The sequence below is a fragment of the Streptomyces sp. NPDC057137 genome, from assembly GCF_042670825.1.
GTDB lineage: Bacteria > Actinomycetota > Actinomycetes > Streptomycetales > Streptomycetaceae > Streptomyces.
Genome location: NZ_JBHUUW010000004.1, coordinates 61,251 through 75,487 on the forward strand (window position 1 = coordinate 61,251; position 14,237 = coordinate 75,487).

General features: G+C 72.7%; 9 protein-coding genes. All 9 read right to left on the minus strand.

The window, feature by feature from the left end; genetic code table 11:
- Window positions 1-28 precede the first annotated feature (28 nt).
- Window positions 29-958: an ABC transporter ATP-binding protein gene (locus ACFT9I_RS05265; RefSeq protein WP_382560984.1), complete on the minus strand. Its 930-nt coding sequence runs from the start codon at window positions 956-958 to the stop codon at window positions 29-31.
- 33 nt (window positions 959-991) lie between these two features.
- Window positions 992-2,134, minus strand: a complete 1,143-nt coding sequence (locus ACFT9I_RS05270) for a metalloprotease (protein WP_382560987.1) — start codon at window positions 2,132-2,134, stop codon at window positions 992-994.
- Complete coding sequence (locus ACFT9I_RS05275) at window positions 2,131-3,225, minus strand: lantibiotic dehydratase C-terminal domain-containing protein (protein ID WP_382560990.1); 1,095 nt, start codon at window positions 3,223-3,225, stop codon at window positions 2,131-2,133. The genes ACFT9I_RS05270 and ACFT9I_RS05275 overlap by 4 nt, the downstream gene beginning before the upstream one ends.
- The gene (locus tag ACFT9I_RS05280; RefSeq protein ID WP_382561239.1) at window positions 3,222-5,936 is read right to left on the minus strand and encodes a lantibiotic dehydratase; all 2,715 of its coding nucleotides are present in this window, start codon (window positions 5,934-5,936) and stop codon (window positions 3,222-3,224) included. The genes ACFT9I_RS05275 and ACFT9I_RS05280 overlap by 4 nt, the downstream gene beginning before the upstream one ends.
- Window positions 5,937-6,077: 141 nt before the next feature.
- Window positions 6,078-7,712: a nitroreductase family protein gene (locus tag ACFT9I_RS05285; RefSeq protein ID WP_382560992.1), complete on the minus strand. Its 1,635-nt coding sequence runs from the start codon at window positions 7,710-7,712 to the stop codon at window positions 6,078-6,080.
- A gap of 13 nt (window positions 7,713-7,725) precedes the next feature.
- Window positions 7,726-9,669 carry a TOMM precursor leader peptide-binding protein gene (locus ACFT9I_RS05290; RefSeq protein WP_382561240.1) on the minus strand — a complete coding sequence of 648 codons (1,944 nt, stop codon included), beginning with the start codon at window positions 9,667-9,669 and terminating at the stop codon, window positions 7,726-7,728.
- 49 nt (window positions 9,670-9,718) lie between these two features.
- Window positions 9,719-12,163, minus strand: a complete 2,445-nt coding sequence (locus ACFT9I_RS05295) for a TOMM precursor leader peptide-binding protein (RefSeq protein ID WP_382560994.1) — start codon at window positions 12,161-12,163, stop codon at window positions 9,719-9,721.
- Between the two features lie 5 nt (window positions 12,164-12,168).
- Window positions 12,169-13,992: a BTAD domain-containing putative transcriptional regulator gene (locus ACFT9I_RS05300; protein ID WP_382560996.1), complete on the minus strand. Its 1,824-nt coding sequence runs from the start codon at window positions 13,990-13,992 to the stop codon at window positions 12,169-12,171.
- Window positions 13,993-14,002: 10 nt separating this feature from the next.
- On the minus strand, window positions 14,003-14,194 hold the full coding sequence (locus ACFT9I_RS05305; RefSeq protein WP_382560998.1) for a hypothetical protein: 192 nt from the start codon (window positions 14,192-14,194) through the stop codon (window positions 14,003-14,005).
- Window positions 14,195-14,237 lie beyond the last annotated feature (43 nt).

Here is a 14,237-nt window from a genome sequence, read left to right on the forward strand (position 1 = left end):
CGTCTCTCAATACAGGCTCGGGCTCGGGCTACGACTGCGGGCTGCCGGTCAGTTCGAGGTACACGTCCTCCAGGCTGGCGGTCCGGGTCTGTACGCCGTGCAGCCCGGCGAGCGCGTCGACCGCCGACAGCACCGGGCCCGAGTCCTCGGTCTCCAGCACGATCAGGTCGCCGTCCACGGAGGCCCGCAGCACACCGGGGATGGCCTCGGCGTCGGCGAGCGAGAGCCGGTCGGCGGGGACCAGCAGACGGGTGACCGTGCTGCTGGCGGCGACGAGCTTGCCCGGTGTGTCCAGCGCGACGATCCGGCCGTCGATGACGATCGCGACCCGGTCGCACAGCGCCTCGGCCTCGTCCAGGTGGTGCGTGGTGTAGACGATGGTCCGCCCGGCGCCCTTGAGCGCGCGCAGCACCTGCCACAGCGCGCGGCGGGCCTGCGGGTCGAGCGCGGCCGTCGGCTCGTCCAGGAAGATCAGCTCGGGGTCGTGGACGAGCGCGGACGCGATGGCCAGGCGCTGGCGCTGCCCGCCGGAGAGGTCGTCCACGCGGACGTCCCGCTGTTCGGTGAGACCGACGGCGGCGAGGCCGCGCGCCGCCGCCTCCCGGTCGGCCTTGTAGAGCGCGGCGACCGTCTCCAGGTGCTCGCGCGCCGTGAGCCGTACGAAGAAGGCGGACGCCTGGGTCTGGACGCCGAGCCGGGGCAGCAGCTCGGGGTCGCGCGGCCAGGGGTGCCGGCCGAGGACGGTGACCGTGCCCGAGTCGGGGCGGCGCAGACCCTCCATGATCTCGACCAGCGTGGTCTTGCCGGCGCCGTTGGGGCCGAGCAGACCGAAGAACTCGCCGCGCGGGACGGTCAGCGAGATGCCGTCGACCGCGTGCTTCTCCCCGTACCGCTTGTGGATCGTGTCGAGGACGACGGCGGGGCCGTCGGCCGAGTCGTCGGTGGGTGTGGGGGTCATGCGGGTCTCCCTGAGAGCGGATGGCGTGCGGGCTTACGTGGCGAGGAGGTGGACGAGCAGTGCGGCGACGGCCGCGACGATCCCGGCCAGGACGAGCAGCGAGCCGAGCGTGTAGGCGAGGTAGGCGGTACGGGCCCGGCGCGGGTAGTCCTTCGCCGCCGGGTCGCGGCGGACGGCGAGGCGCACGTACTCCCGGCTGGACGCGGCGAGTCCGGTCGCGCCGCACAGTTGCGCGGCGATCTTGTACCCGTCGAGCGGCGGGAACGGTACGAGCATGGCCAGCGCCTGCACACTGCCGAGGAACATCAGCCCGGCCAGCGCCTCGCCGGTGGCGTCGTCCACCGGGGCGAACAGCCAGACCGCGCAGAACGGCAGCAGGACGGCCAGGTTCATCACCGCGCCCGCGACGGCTGTCGCGACGCGGTCCCGACGGGTATGCAGATAGAGGTAGTTGTCGACCGTGCAGTACATGATCACGACGGGCAGGCGCCAGCGCAGTCCGATCTCGGCGACCTGCCCGCCGTAGCGTCTCGCCACCACCCCGTGGGCCAGTTCGTGCAGCGCCGTGCTGAACCAGAGCAGCGCGGCGGCGCCGGCGAGCAGGACCGGGTTGGTGAACAGCGCCACCGCGCCGTCGACCAGTTCGCCGAGGCGCGCCGCGGCCACGACCTCCATGGCGGTGATCAGGAGCAGCAGCGGGACCATGAAGGGCGCGGCGAGCAGGAAGCCGACGGCGCGGTGGAGCCGCTCGGCCGTCGCGTTCGCGTCGGCGACCAGGGGGAGGGTGCCGCGCAGCAGGGTGCGCTTCGGCGGTTCTTCCGCGGTTGTCGCGGGAACCTCGGGGCCGCCTTCCAGCAGGCCCCGGACTCCCAACAGGCCCAGCAACTGCTGCCAGTTGGCGTCGCCGAGGCGCTTGCCGTACTCCGCCGCGTACTCCGCGCCCAGCTCGTCGAGACCGCGCGTGCCGTCCATGCGCGCGATCAGGAAGTGCTCCTTGACCCCGACCTCGTACGACTTGCCGCTCCCCGGGTTCTTGACGAGGTGCACGGTCCTGGGACCGAGCAGGAACGCGTCGCTGACCAGCACGTCGGGGCGCAGGCACGGCCGGTACCGGTCGGTTGGGGCTCGGCCTGTGGGGGCCTGGCCTGTGGGGACGCGGCCCGCGGGGGCGGTCATGGCGCGGCCACCGCCTCCGGCTCCGGCTCCGCCTCTGTCTGCGGCTCTGTCTGCGGTTCTGTCTGCGGCGGCACGACGGACTCCCGCAGTGTCCGGCCCAGTACGTGCGACAGATAGGCCTCGTCGCGGATGGTGACGTGCAGCCGGTTGTTCGTCATATGCATGTACGGGGAGAGCAGCAGCGGCAGCGCGACCGCCGGGTCCGTCACCCGCTCGTCCCGCTCACCGTCCCAGGACCGGAAGACCAGATCGCCGTCGAGCGTCAACTTCCTTGCCCGGTCGTTCAGTTCGGCGCAGTGCTCCGCCCAGCCCGCGAGGAAGCCGGGCAGCCGGGCCGGCTCACCGGCGCCGACAGCGGCCCTGATACGGGCGAAGTGGCTGGTGAGACCGGGGGCCATCGCCGCGTAGTTCTTGTCGTACTCCACGGTGCCGATGAAGCCGGTGCCGGGGAACGCCGTGTGCCAGAACTCGTAGTAGCTCTCCAGATACTCGGCCAGCTCCCGGTCGCCGGGCAGGAAGGTCCCCGACATGACCATCATCAGCTGCGCGGACGTGCCGAGCAGCACGGTCCGCAGATGCAGGTTCTTGGTCCGCAGCGCCTCGATGACGAGATCGCTGGAGTGCCTGAAGTGCCACTCGGCCAGCTCGATCCCGGCGGGGCCGCCGTACTTGCCGTACTCCGGCTCGTACGGCTCGGCGCTGCGCGAGTTGTTGGGGCGCAGATTCATCCGGCCCTGGTCGTCCATGTAGTGGCCGCGCTCGCTGCCCGGGAACTCGATCTCGAACAGCGTGTTGTAGAAGTCGTTGAGGAAGCCGGAGTCGACCTCGTACAGGGCGGGGCGCTCGGCGAGGAAGGCGTCGACGGCCTGCTCGGTGCGGGCGCGGACGGTGGGGGCCGCCGCCTCGCCGGACGGCTTGAGGCGCAGCCGTATATGCGGGCCTTCGAGCCAGTAGTTCATGAAGAAGTAGTTGTCGATCAGGCCCTCCGCCTCCAGCTCGGCGACGAGCGGGCGCACGCACTGGAGCAGGAAGGGGCGGGGGTTGGCGGCGTAGAAGACGTGCGTGGCCTGCCAGTTGGCGGGGACGGTCATATGGCATCCCTCCGTGCGGATACGAGTTCTTTACGAGTGGGAGGCGCGCCGGCCAGCGTTTCCACGGCCAATTCCGAGACATGGCGACCACGTTGGGAGACGGCGTGCAGCCCGTCCTCGTCGGGCAGCATCTCGCGGAACACGACCCGCGCCCCGTCCGTCTTGAGCAGCGCCTCGAAAGCGGTGAGCGAGAGCGCGCTGTCGAAGTCCAGATACTGCGGCTTGGCGCCCGTCGCCCCGCGCGCCCCGCTGTCCGAGACGGTCACGAAGACCCGGTCGGGCAGCCCGGTCGCGCGCCGGAAGCGGTGCCAGCCGAGGAACCACTCGTCGTCGGAGACCCCCGGCGTGTGCAGCGGAAGCTCGGCGGCGGGCGCGCTCCAACTGCGCCTGCTCAGCACGACGCTGCCGTGCCGCACGCGCGGCCTGCGGGTGACACCGCCGACCGGCGCGCCCTCCGGAACCCCGCCCCACACATTGAGCGGGGCCATCGAGGTGGGCGAGAGAAGCAGCAGGGTGCGGGGCAGTTCGGGCAGCGCGAGCGGCACGAGATAGCCGAGGTAGACGGGGACGACCTCGCGGTCCAGCCGTGTCGAGCGCAGCACCAGCCGGTCGGCCGTCTCGTCGTGCTCGATGAACAGGTCGTCGAGGTGGAGGCGGTACGCCTCCGGCAGCGTGCCGGTCTCGCCGGGGCAGACGATCTCGTACTCGGTGAGTCGCCCGTGCAGATTGAGATTGCTGGTGACGGGGCCGCCGGTGACCTCGGCGAACACCGCTCCCGGCGGCTGCACTTGGGCCGCGCCGGCCAGCAGAGCGGTGTCGAGTCCTTCGAAGCACTGCGTGAAGCGGCTGAAGGGGAAGGACAGGCCGCCGTAGGAACGGTTGAGGACGATCAGCGGGTCGTGCGGGCGGTCGGCGAGCTGGATGTGGTGGCTCATCGGCGCGAACTTCGGTGCGGCCGGGGCGAGTTCGGCGGCGACGTCGGCGAGGAATCCGGAGTCGAGGTCGATCTCTTCACTGTCGCTCTCCGCGGACCAGAGGGCGCGCATCCGCTCGACGAACAGCTGCCGGGCCGTGTCGATCGCCTTGAGCTGCGGCAGTCCGAGCCAGTTCACCTCGGGCACGTACTGCCCGTCCGCGTCGAAGGTCGTACGGCTCGCGGTGAACGTCATGTACTGGTCGAAGAAGTCCTCGTGGAAGTCGTGCACCAGCTTCAGCAGATCGTCGCAGCGCCCGCCCTGTCCGTACCTGGCCAGGAAGAAGCCCTTGAACGTGACGCGCTGAGGCAGCGTCAGATCGAAGGCGGGCAGCACGCTCTCCACCCGGCTGAGCGGCCCCGCCGTCAGCTCGCGCCAGGCGCCGAGGCCCATCGCCGTCTCGCGGCCGGCCGCCGCGTCCTCGTACAGCAGGGTCTGCGGCACACGGGGTTTCTCGGCGCCGAGTTCCGACTGGACGTCGCTGAGCGTGGTCCGGAGCGCGGCGAGCACCTCGCGGCGCTCGGCGGGCTCCGCCCCGGCGAACCGGTCGGTCAGCGCGACCGCCTCGTCCAGCCGCCCGGCCAGCTCCGTGGCCCACGGCCGGCCCAGCTCGCGCAGCGAGCGCTGGAAGGCGCGCAGCGGGTCGGTGTCGTGAACCGCCGTACGCAGCGCGGGTACTTGGACCATGCCCAGGTCCAGCAGCGCGGCGAGATACTGCTCCGCCTCCTCGGCCCCGGCCTGCGCGTCGTCGGCCAGCCATGCCGCCAACTCGCCGTAGCGCAGGGCCGGGTGCCGCTCGAAGAAGTCGAGCAGCCGCTCCAGGGTGCCGCTGCGGCGCAGGAAGAACAGCCGGTCCTTCACCGCGTCGAAGGTGACGGCCGTGTCGTCGTCGCCGGTGGTGACCCAACGGCGTACGTAACGCACCCGGTCGTCGTCCCGGCCCCAGCCGGAGGCGGGGGCGACGGGCAGATCCGCGCGGCGTACGGGGTCGGCGATCACGCACTCGGCGAGGCGGCCGAGCGCGACGACGTTGAGCCGCGCGTGACCGGTCCACTCCTCGGCGACCCGCACCTCGAAGCCGTGGCCCTCAGCCGGCCCGTCCTGGCTCCCCTCATCGAACTCACCGAGCGCGACGCCGGTGAACGTCGAGAACGGGCTGGTCTTGCAGACCATGCGGTAGAGGTACGACAGCAGCGACCGCTCGATCTTCCTGCGTCGCTTGTCGGCCTTGCCGTCCCCGCCCTGCCGTACGAACGCGTCGATCTGCGCGTCGAGCGTCGGCGAGGCCAGCAGCAGTCCCTTGCGCAGCCGCTCCTCTCCCGCGATCCCGCGGAGCGCGGCGCGCGCCTCGGCGCTCTCGCCAGCGAACAACTCCGCTCCGGTGGAGCGCAGTTCGGCCAGCTCCCGCCGGTCGATCAGCCAGCGCGACAGGGCCTCGCCCGTCGCGGGATCGCGCCCGGCGACCAACGCGAGTGCGGCACCGGGCTGTCCGGGCAGCCGGTTGTTGAAGACCTCGCGGCGCAGCTTCAGCAGCGCGCGCCGGTCGGCGGCCTCACCGGGCGCGGCGTCCGCGCCGTCGCCGGTGCGGCCGACGAGGTCGTGCAGCAGATCACCGACGCGCTCCCCCGCCGCCCGCAGCCGCTCCTCCTCGGCGAGCATGGTCTCCGCCCAGCGGCGGCTCGCCGGGCAGCGCAGGGCGCGCACGGTCTCGATCGGCAGCCCGGCGACGCGCAGCATGAACGCGCGTCTCGGATCCTGGCCGTGCGAGTCCTGGCCGTGCGAGTTCTGGCCATGCGGTTCCTGGTCGTGCGGTTCCTGGCTGTGCGGTTCCTGATCAGGCATCCTGCTCCCCCATCCGGTGGTCATCTGGTGATCGGCTCAGGCGATCTCGTACCGGAAGTCGGCGGGGGCGGGGCGCTCGTTGCCGACCATCATGATCAGGAGCGGGGCCTCGCCGGTGGCGTCGAGCCCCAACTCCTCGATGTACGAGACGTTGTCGAAGCCCAGGGCCACACCGCAGCCCAGGTCCAGCGCGCTGCACGCGGTGTAGACGGACTGGGCGACGGCGCCGATGGTCGCGTTGACGAGGCGGTAGCCGCGGTCGCCGACGGCGTCGAGGACGGCGGAGGTACGGATGGTGGGCACCAGTACGGCGCCGGCCTGCTCCAGGTTGTAGTTGGAGAGGAAGTAGTTGCGCTGGAGGAACTCGCCGGGGCGGCCCGCCTTGACCAGCCGCAGCTCATGGGCGTCGGGGTCGTACTCGTACGCGCCCGGCGCCAGGCCCTCGACGTGGTTGACGAACGCGTACAGCTTCGCGAGCCGCACACCCCCCTCCCCCGCACCGGTGCCGGTGCCCGTGCCAGTGCCGGTGTCGCCGCCGAGGCGTGAGCCCGCGCTGGACGCGGCGAGGCAGGCCGCCAGCTGCTCGCCGGTGACCGGCCGGCTCGCGTCGAAGCGGCCGAAGCTGCTGCGACGGCGGCGCAGCACGGTCCGTACGTCGCCGGGCATCGGCCGCGCGGCGGGCAGCGGCGCGACCGGCAGGTCCGGGTCGGCCGGGGGTGCGGCGGCCGGGGCGAGGGCCCCGGGGGCGGGCCGTTCGGCGGCGTGCGCGGAGGTCGCCGCCTGCATCTTCAGCAGCGCGTCGAAGGTGAAGACCTCGCGCGAGCGCTCGACGTCACGGCGCCGTACGGAGACGTTCGCGGGGGTCGGCCCCGTGGGCGCGGCGGCTGAACCACCCGGCTTTCCGGCCCACTTGAGGGGGACGACCGCGAACACGCCCTCCTCCTCGCCCCGTACCCCGAGCAGCTTCTGGAGCCGCGCCTCGTCGAACCACATCGCCGGCTCGACGGACAGCCCCCGCGCGCCCGCCCACATGCGCCACGTCTGCACGGCGGCACCGAGGTCCATGCTCACGGCGTGGAAGGAGAAGCTGTTGTACTTGAAGGAGTTCTGCCAGTACTTGATGCCCAGGACCAGGTACTGGTCGGTGTCCGCGCCGGGCCCGCCCAGCGACTCGCGCACCTCGCCGGACACGTCTCCGGTGAGCAGGCGCTGCATGGTGTGGTGGCGGGTCGAGTAGTAGTGCACGCCCGGTGTGACGGGACCGCTCGGCCCGGAGACCCAGTAGACGCTCACGGGGTAGAGGCCGCCGCCGGAGGCGGAGCCGCGCGACCAGTTGGCGAGCGGGTAGAAGGGCAGGGCGCTCAGGTCGGTGTTGGCCTGGACGCCGAGCCGGCGGCCGGTCAGACCGTACGAGTCGAGGAGCATCCCGGAGAGCGACGTCAGGTCGAACTCCCCGCCCTCGGTGCCCCCGCTGTCGCCGCTGTCGCCGAAGGCGCGGTCCAGGCTCGCGTCCGCCGGATAGTCGGCGACGGGCAGCGGCAGGCTGTCGACCCCCGGGTAGTACTTCGCCTTGCGCGGCCCGTCGGACCAGTTCGGCACGAAATCGGCCGGAGGCATCGGGACCCGGCCCCGCTGCATGATCGCGGCGGCGTAGTCATGGGCGTACCCCATGGTGGTGCTCCTCTCAGGGGAACGGGTGCGGCGCGAGGTTCAAGTCGGCGTCGGTCAGGTCGTGTTCACGCATCCCCGCCTCGCGCAGGGCGGTACGCAGCCGGGGCATGCCGAGCGCGCGCTGCCGGGTCCAGCCGAAGTCGATGGGCAGCAGGCCGGGGACGATCACCGAGACCGTCGTCAGGCCGAGGTCCCGCTGCTCGGGCATGGTCTGGTCGACGACGACCACGTCGAATCCCTTGTCGGTGACGGCCTTTACGCACCGCGTGAGGTCGTCGCGCAGATCGTCGGAGACGGGCGGCAGGGATCCGGCGCTGTCGCTGTCGCCGGGGCCATGGCCGTTGCCGTGGCCGTCGCCGTACGCCTCCTTGAGTGACCGCTTGGGCGGCCGGGGCGCGCCCGGTTCGCCGATCAGGAAGTGGGCGTTGTTCCCCATCTCCGGGATGCCGTAGGCGAGCGGGTGGTCGTGCAGCGCGGCGACCTTGTCGTAGTCGGTGGCCATGGCGCGCAGCCGGACCTCGTCCCGCTCGGTGCGGCCCTGGAGGTTGACGGCGTCCGTGGCGATCTCGCACAGCGCCCCGGCCAGTGCCGACTCCGGGTCGAGCCCGGCGCCCGCGCCGAAGCACATCCGGCCCCTGCCGCCGTCGGGACGGACGGCGACACCGGTGATGACGGGGATGGGGAAACTGATCCGGGTGTCGAAGAAGCGGGCCTCGTACCCGTACATCTCCAGGCGGTCGACCATCTGCCGGGTGGCGGCGCGGGTGCTGGTGCGCGGGTCGAGTTCGGGGAGGGCGGCCCGCCCGTACCAGGTGAGGAGGAAGGCGTCGCGTTCCACGACCTCCATGAGGCCGAAGTAGACGGCCTCCTCCATACAGCCGCCGGACGCGCAGCCGTTGGAGCTCTCCTGCACGAACCGGTTCTCCAGGCCGGGCGCGTGATAGTACGTCAGCACTTCCGGTACGAGGACGGGCCGGTGGTCGCGGAGCGAGTAGCCCCAGACCCAGGGGAGTTCACGGTCGGGGTGGAACGGGGTGACGCGCGGGTTGGCCCGGTGGAACTCCTCGGAGTACAGGCCGACTATGCGCGGATCCAGTGCGCGTTCACCGGCGGCCCGCAGACCGTTGAGCGAGCCGCGTGTACCCGCCGCCTTGGCGCGCGAGCGCATCCCGGCGTACCGCTCAAGTCCCTCCAGGACGCCGATGCGCACGCTCTGCGCGAAGGTGTCGGCGTGGCCGCCCCAGAACGTCTCACGCAGATAGTCGCCGGAGCGCATCGAGAAGCAGCCGATGGTCGCCGAGGTGGAGGTGGAGGAGACGTCCTGCACGACGGAGGGGCCCAGCGAGCCGCAGACCGGGTTGGCGTACGGCTCCACGGGCAGCTCGTACGCGCTGATGTCGCGGAGCCGGAAGCTGCCCGGCTTGTGCTTGGGCGCGGGGTTCAGGGTGAGGACGGCCGCCTCGGGGGTGTCCTCCTCGCCGCGTCCGCAGCGGGGGCATTCGGGGTCCGGTACGAGGGGGTAGTGCCGTACCTGAAGGGTCTGCAGGTCCACGAGGTGGACCGCCGGGAAGGAGCCGGTCGACGGCCCCTGCCCGGCGAGTCGGGCCGCGACGATCCCGGCGAGGGCGTCGGCGGTGAACGGGGTGATGTACGGCGACTCCCCGGCGGCCCTGGTGCCGGAGCCCAGCTCCAGGGCCTCGCGCAGCGCGACGGAGCGCACGCCCTGCCAACGGCGGGCGAGACAGCGGGCGCAGGGGCGGTGGGTGGCCGCGCTGTCGGCGTTGTCGGCGGGGAACGGTCCGACGACGGCGTGGCGGCCGTAGAACCGTACGGGCACGCCCTCGGTCGGCGCCGCCTCCGCGTCCTCGTCCGCGAAGGCGTCGCGGACGCCGAGCGGCGCGATGTCGAGCGCGGGGGCGGCGGCGGGGCCGCCGGCCGCGTCGAAGCTGCGGCGCATCAGCGTGGCGAGGTCGCGGGCGGACCGCTCCCAGGGCTCAGGCTCGGGCTCAGCCGGCATCGGGCGCACCCTCCACGCCGGTGGTGAGCAGCACGCGCGCCGTGCTGATGCCGCCGGCGGGCAGGTCGGCCGGGGTGGTGGCGACGTACAGAACGTCGCGCCCGGCCGCGCGCAGCCGGTCGAGGACCGCGTCGAACGTGGTGGCGGTCGCGTCGGCGGCGACCGGCTCGGCGGTCAACAGGACGGTGGCGGCGGCCAGTTCACCCAGCAGCGGGTCGCCGGTGTCGACGGTGGAGTCCGGGTCCTCGGTGTCGAGCTGCACCTGGCCGATGAGGTCGCGCAGCGCGGCGCAGGCGGCGGTGGTCCGGGAGAGCCCGGCGGCGACGGCCCAGCGTCCCCGCCCTTCGGATCCGACTCCGGATCCGACTCCCGGTCCGGCCGTGTCCAGGCCGCCCGTCTCGCGGGCCAGGACGACATGGGCCCCGGAGTGCTCCTGCTCTCCGAGGTCGACGAGTTCGGCCCGTATCCCCACGTTCGGTACTGACTTGAGCAGGAAGACCAGCTCCGGGTCGGCGCCCGGCTCACCGGCCGCCGGGGAGGTGACGAGCGCGCCGCGCGCCTCGCCGCGTACCGCTCGCAGCAGCGCGCCGTGGGCGAGCGCCGACAGCAGACCGCGGCCCGCCGCCTCCTGCGGGCTGGGGCCCGCGCCCGCGCCGGCGGTGGTCGCCTGGTGCAGGCGCTCGGCGTTGTACGGGCCGAACGGCCGTACGGCGGCGGCCGGTACCCGCACGGGCTCCTTGGTGAGCAGCGAGGTCGCGGTGAGCCAGGCGCCGACCGTCCCGACGCCCGCGCCGGTACCGCTGCCCGTGGTCAGGCTGTCGGGGGCGAGCGCGGCGACACCTGCTCCGGGCGGTCCGGTGTCGGGCGCCACGGGCACGACGTGCTCGACGTACGTCTCGGCCGCCGCGTACAGCGCGCGCAGCCGGGCGCCCGCCAGGTGGTGCACGTCGAAGGCGGCGATCCGCCTGCGCGGTCCGTGGCCGACGGCCAGTTCGACACGGCTGATCTTGAGCGGGGTCTGGGTGAGGCTCTCGTCCTCGTACCGGCTGAAGATGCCGGTGAAGGGGCGCACCAGCGCCGTACTGATCCGGTTGAGCCCTTCGACCAGGGCCTCCGCCTCACCCGCGCTCTCCACGGTCGGGGTGACGGGGAGGGTCAGTCCGCCGGGGAGGGCGGGGCGCGGGGTTTCGGTGGCGGGCGCGCACAGCGCGCAGCGCGGGTGGGGCTGGACGGGCTCGGCCATGACGTCGAGCGATTCGAGGTCCTGGACGAGGACTTGTCCGTCGGTCTCGGCCGGCAGCACCCCGGTGGTGAGGCGGAAGATCTCGTAGCCGAGGAGGTTGCCGGACATCGCGGCGACGGGGCCGGTCAGCGGGGACCGCCCGGCGGCGCGGGCGGTGGCGCCGCCCGCGACCTCGCTCCAGATGTCGGCGGCGGTTCCGGCGTCGGTGTTGCCGCCGAGGCGCAGCACGGCGCAGGACCAGCAGCCGGTCGAACCGGCCTTGCTGAGCGGCCCGGTGACCGACCTGCGGCCGAACGTCCAGGCGGGGATGAGGGTGGTGCCTTCCGGCACGCCCGCCGACAGCAGGGCGTGGGTGCGGACGGATGCGTCGGCGCCGGTGACGACGACGATGTCGTAGCCGTCGAGCGCGGTCCAGTCGGGGTCGGCGGGGAGGCTGTCGACGGTCACCGGGCAGTCCTGGGCGGCCAGTTCGGCGATCTCGGCGAGCAGGGTCCGGTCGCTGTGCGCGTCTCCCTCGACGGCAAGATGGGCTCCGCCGTTGCGGACGAGGCTGAGCGCGCACCAGCGGGCGACGGGTCCGGTGCCGAGGATCGCGACGCGGGTGGTGCGGTAGCGGCGGAAGCGGGCGAGGGCGCCGTCGGCGTAGTGGTCGGCGTACGCGATCTGGGCGGCGAATCGGGTGGTGACCGCGTCGGTGAGGGGGTCGGGGAGAGTGTTGGGGACGGGGGTGCGGGCGTCGGAGGTCTCAGGGGTGGCGGTTTCGTCCTCGGGGATGTCACGGGCGAAGCCGCGCTCGTACAGCGTCTTGACCAGTTCGGCGGCCATGGCCTGCTGAGCGGGGCCGAAGCCCTGGCAGATGTCGGCGAGCCGGTGGTGGCCCGCGAGGTGCGGCACCATCAGCGAGGCGAAGCGGTAGGCGGTGCGGCCGGTGAGGTGGAAACCGCCGTCGGCGTTGTGGAAGAGGACCCCGCCGGGCGTCTCGGTGAAGAGCACGTCCCGGCGGACCCGGGGCCTGGTGCCGGCCAGCGCGTCGAAGGCGGACACGGCGGTCGCGGCCGTGTCCTGAACCGCCGCTTCTTGAACCGCCGCTTCCTGAACTGCCGCTTCTTGAACCGCCGTTCCCTCAACCGCCGTTCCCTGACCCGCCGGAGGCGCGACGGCCGTCGGGGTCGCTGTCGCTTCTGCAGCCATGGGATTCACACCTTCTGTATCGGTCGGGATCGATACGGCGCTGTTCTGCGCGCGTACACACGGAGCAGTTCGTGCACCCGGTACGGGCCGGGCGGCCCTTCTTCCAACAGTCCGGCGTCGGCGAGCCGGTCCAGTACGTCGTCCGCCTCGACGGGGGACATCCCGAGTACGCGCACGCTGTCCTCGGCCGTGAAGTGGTCGGGGATCTGCGCGGCGACCTTCAGGAAGGCGTCGGCGAGCCGGGGGTCGAGCCGGTCGAGCGCGCCGCCGAGCACGCGGTGCACCGACAGCTCGGGCGAGTCGGCGAGCGAGAGCCGCGCCAGCGGGTCCTCCGCCAGCCAGCTGACGGAGTCGGCCAGCCGCAGCGCCGGCCGGGTGAGCAGCCGGGCCGACATGATGCGCAGGGCGAGCGGGTGGTGGCCGCAGGCCTCGGCGAGACTGCGGGCCGCCTCCGGTTCCGCCTCGACGCGTTCGGCACCGAGGACGGCGAGCAGCAGCGCGTACGACTCCTCCTCGGCGAAGGTGCCGAGCCGCAGCACCCAGCCGCCGTGGGTGGCGACGAGACCGGCGAGGCCGCGCCGGCTGGTGACGATCGCCGCGCCGTCGGCGCCGGCCGGCAGCAACGGCCTGACCTGGTCGGCGTCGACCACGTCGTCCAGCAGGAGCAGTGCGCGTTCGCCGCGTACCTGGTCGCGCAGGGCGGCGGCCACCTCGGCCGCCGCGTCGTCGGGGCTGCGGGGCGTACCGTCCGGGCCGACCATCCGGACCATGAACAGCCCCGCGGGGAAGGCGTCCTTGACCTGGTGCGCGAGGTGCCTGGCCAGTGCGGACTTCCCGATACCGGGGGCCCCGGACACCAGGAGGGTGACGGGGTCGTGGCCGGGCGCGGTCAGCCGCTCCAGCAGCGCGGCGGTCTCGGCGGTGCGCCCGGTGAAGGAGTGCACGGCCGCGACCGGCCCCACCATCGCCGTCGGCGGCGCGGCCTGCTTCGTGGCGGTCACGGGCACCGTGGCGGAGGCAGCCGGGTGCTGCCGCTCGCCGCCGCCGGAGACGTACGCGGGACCGGCGGGGTGCCGGTCGTCGGCGGGCCCCAGGTCCTCGCCGCGCAGGATGGCCATCTCCAGCCGGCGCAGCGCGGGCGAGGGGTCCACGCCCAACTCGTCGTGCAGATAGTCCTTGACCAGCCGGTACTCGGCGAGCGCCTCGGTCTGCCGGCCCGTGCGGTACAGCGCCTCGATGAGCTGTTCACGGAACCGCTCGTGTCCGGGGTGGGCCCGGCTGGCGCTCCACAGCTCCACCAGCGCCTCGCCGCAGCGGCCGAGTCGCAGCTTGAGGTCGCAGGCGCGCTCCAGGGTCCGCAGCCGCTCCTCGACGAGCCGGGGGACTTCGTCGCGGTGCAGTACGTCGGAGCGGACATTGGCCAGGACGGAGCCTTCCCACAGCGACAACGCCCCTTTGAGCACGTGCAGTTCGCTCTCCGGGTCGGCGGTCTCCTCGGCGCGCCGTACCTCGTCCCGGAAACCGATCAGATCGAGATGCCGGGGCCCGGCCGTGATCCGGTAGCCACCGGGCACGGCCTCGATGGGTGTCTCGGTCACCCCGTGCTTGGTGAACAGCCGGCGCAGCCGCAGCACACACGTCTGGAGCGCGGCCCGGGAGGTGGCGGGTTGTTCCTCGCCCCACATGGTCCGCTGCAAGTAGTCGGCGGAGACGACCGAGTTCGCATGCAGGAGCAGTGAGGCGAGGAGAATGGTGGGTTTGGACGGTTGGAGGACGACGGTGTCGGAGCCGTCCGTGATGCTGAGCGGCCCGAGGAGCTGAAACCGCACCGGCTACGCCTCAGTCCCAGCCGTTGACAAGCTTGCTCGTGCCCACGACGTCGCCGGCGGCCGGCGCGGAGGCGGCGGCGGCCCCCGCGGACAGGGTCAGTGCGGCCGTACAGAAACCAAGGACGAGGGCGGTACGTGCGGTACGAGCGGTGCGCGAACGGGCCGTGATCTTCTTGGAGTTGCAGTGCGGTACACCGAGCACAATTCCCCCTGTTGAATCGTTCCGTCGGACCGGATCGCTTCCG

Coding starts and splice junctions, on each gene's coding strand:
- ACFT9I_RS05270 (WP_382560987.1), bottom strand. CDS start 2,134: ATGACCGCCCCCGCGGGCCGCGTCCCCACAGGCCAGGCCCCCACAGGC.
- ACFT9I_RS05280 (WP_382561239.1), bottom strand. CDS start 5,936: ATGCTGCGCGTCGCCGGGCTGCCGATCGAGACCGTGCGCGCCCTGCGC.
- ACFT9I_RS05265 (WP_382560984.1), bottom strand. CDS start 958: ATGACCCCCACACCCACCGACGACTCGGCCGACGGCCCCGCCGTCGTC.
- ACFT9I_RS05295 (WP_382560994.1), bottom strand. CDS start 12,163: ATGGCTGCAGAAGCGACAGCGACCCCGACGGCCGTCGCGCCTCCGGCG.
- ACFT9I_RS05290 (WP_382561240.1), bottom strand. CDS start 9,669: ATGCGCCGCAGCTTCGACGCGGCCGGCGGCCCCGCCGCCGCCCCCGCG.
- ACFT9I_RS05275 (WP_382560990.1), bottom strand. CDS start 3,225: ATGACCGTCCCCGCCAACTGGCAGGCCACGCACGTCTTCTACGCCGCC.
- ACFT9I_RS05285 (WP_382560992.1), bottom strand. CDS start 7,712: ATGGGGTACGCCCATGACTACGCCGCCGCGATCATGCAGCGGGGCCGG.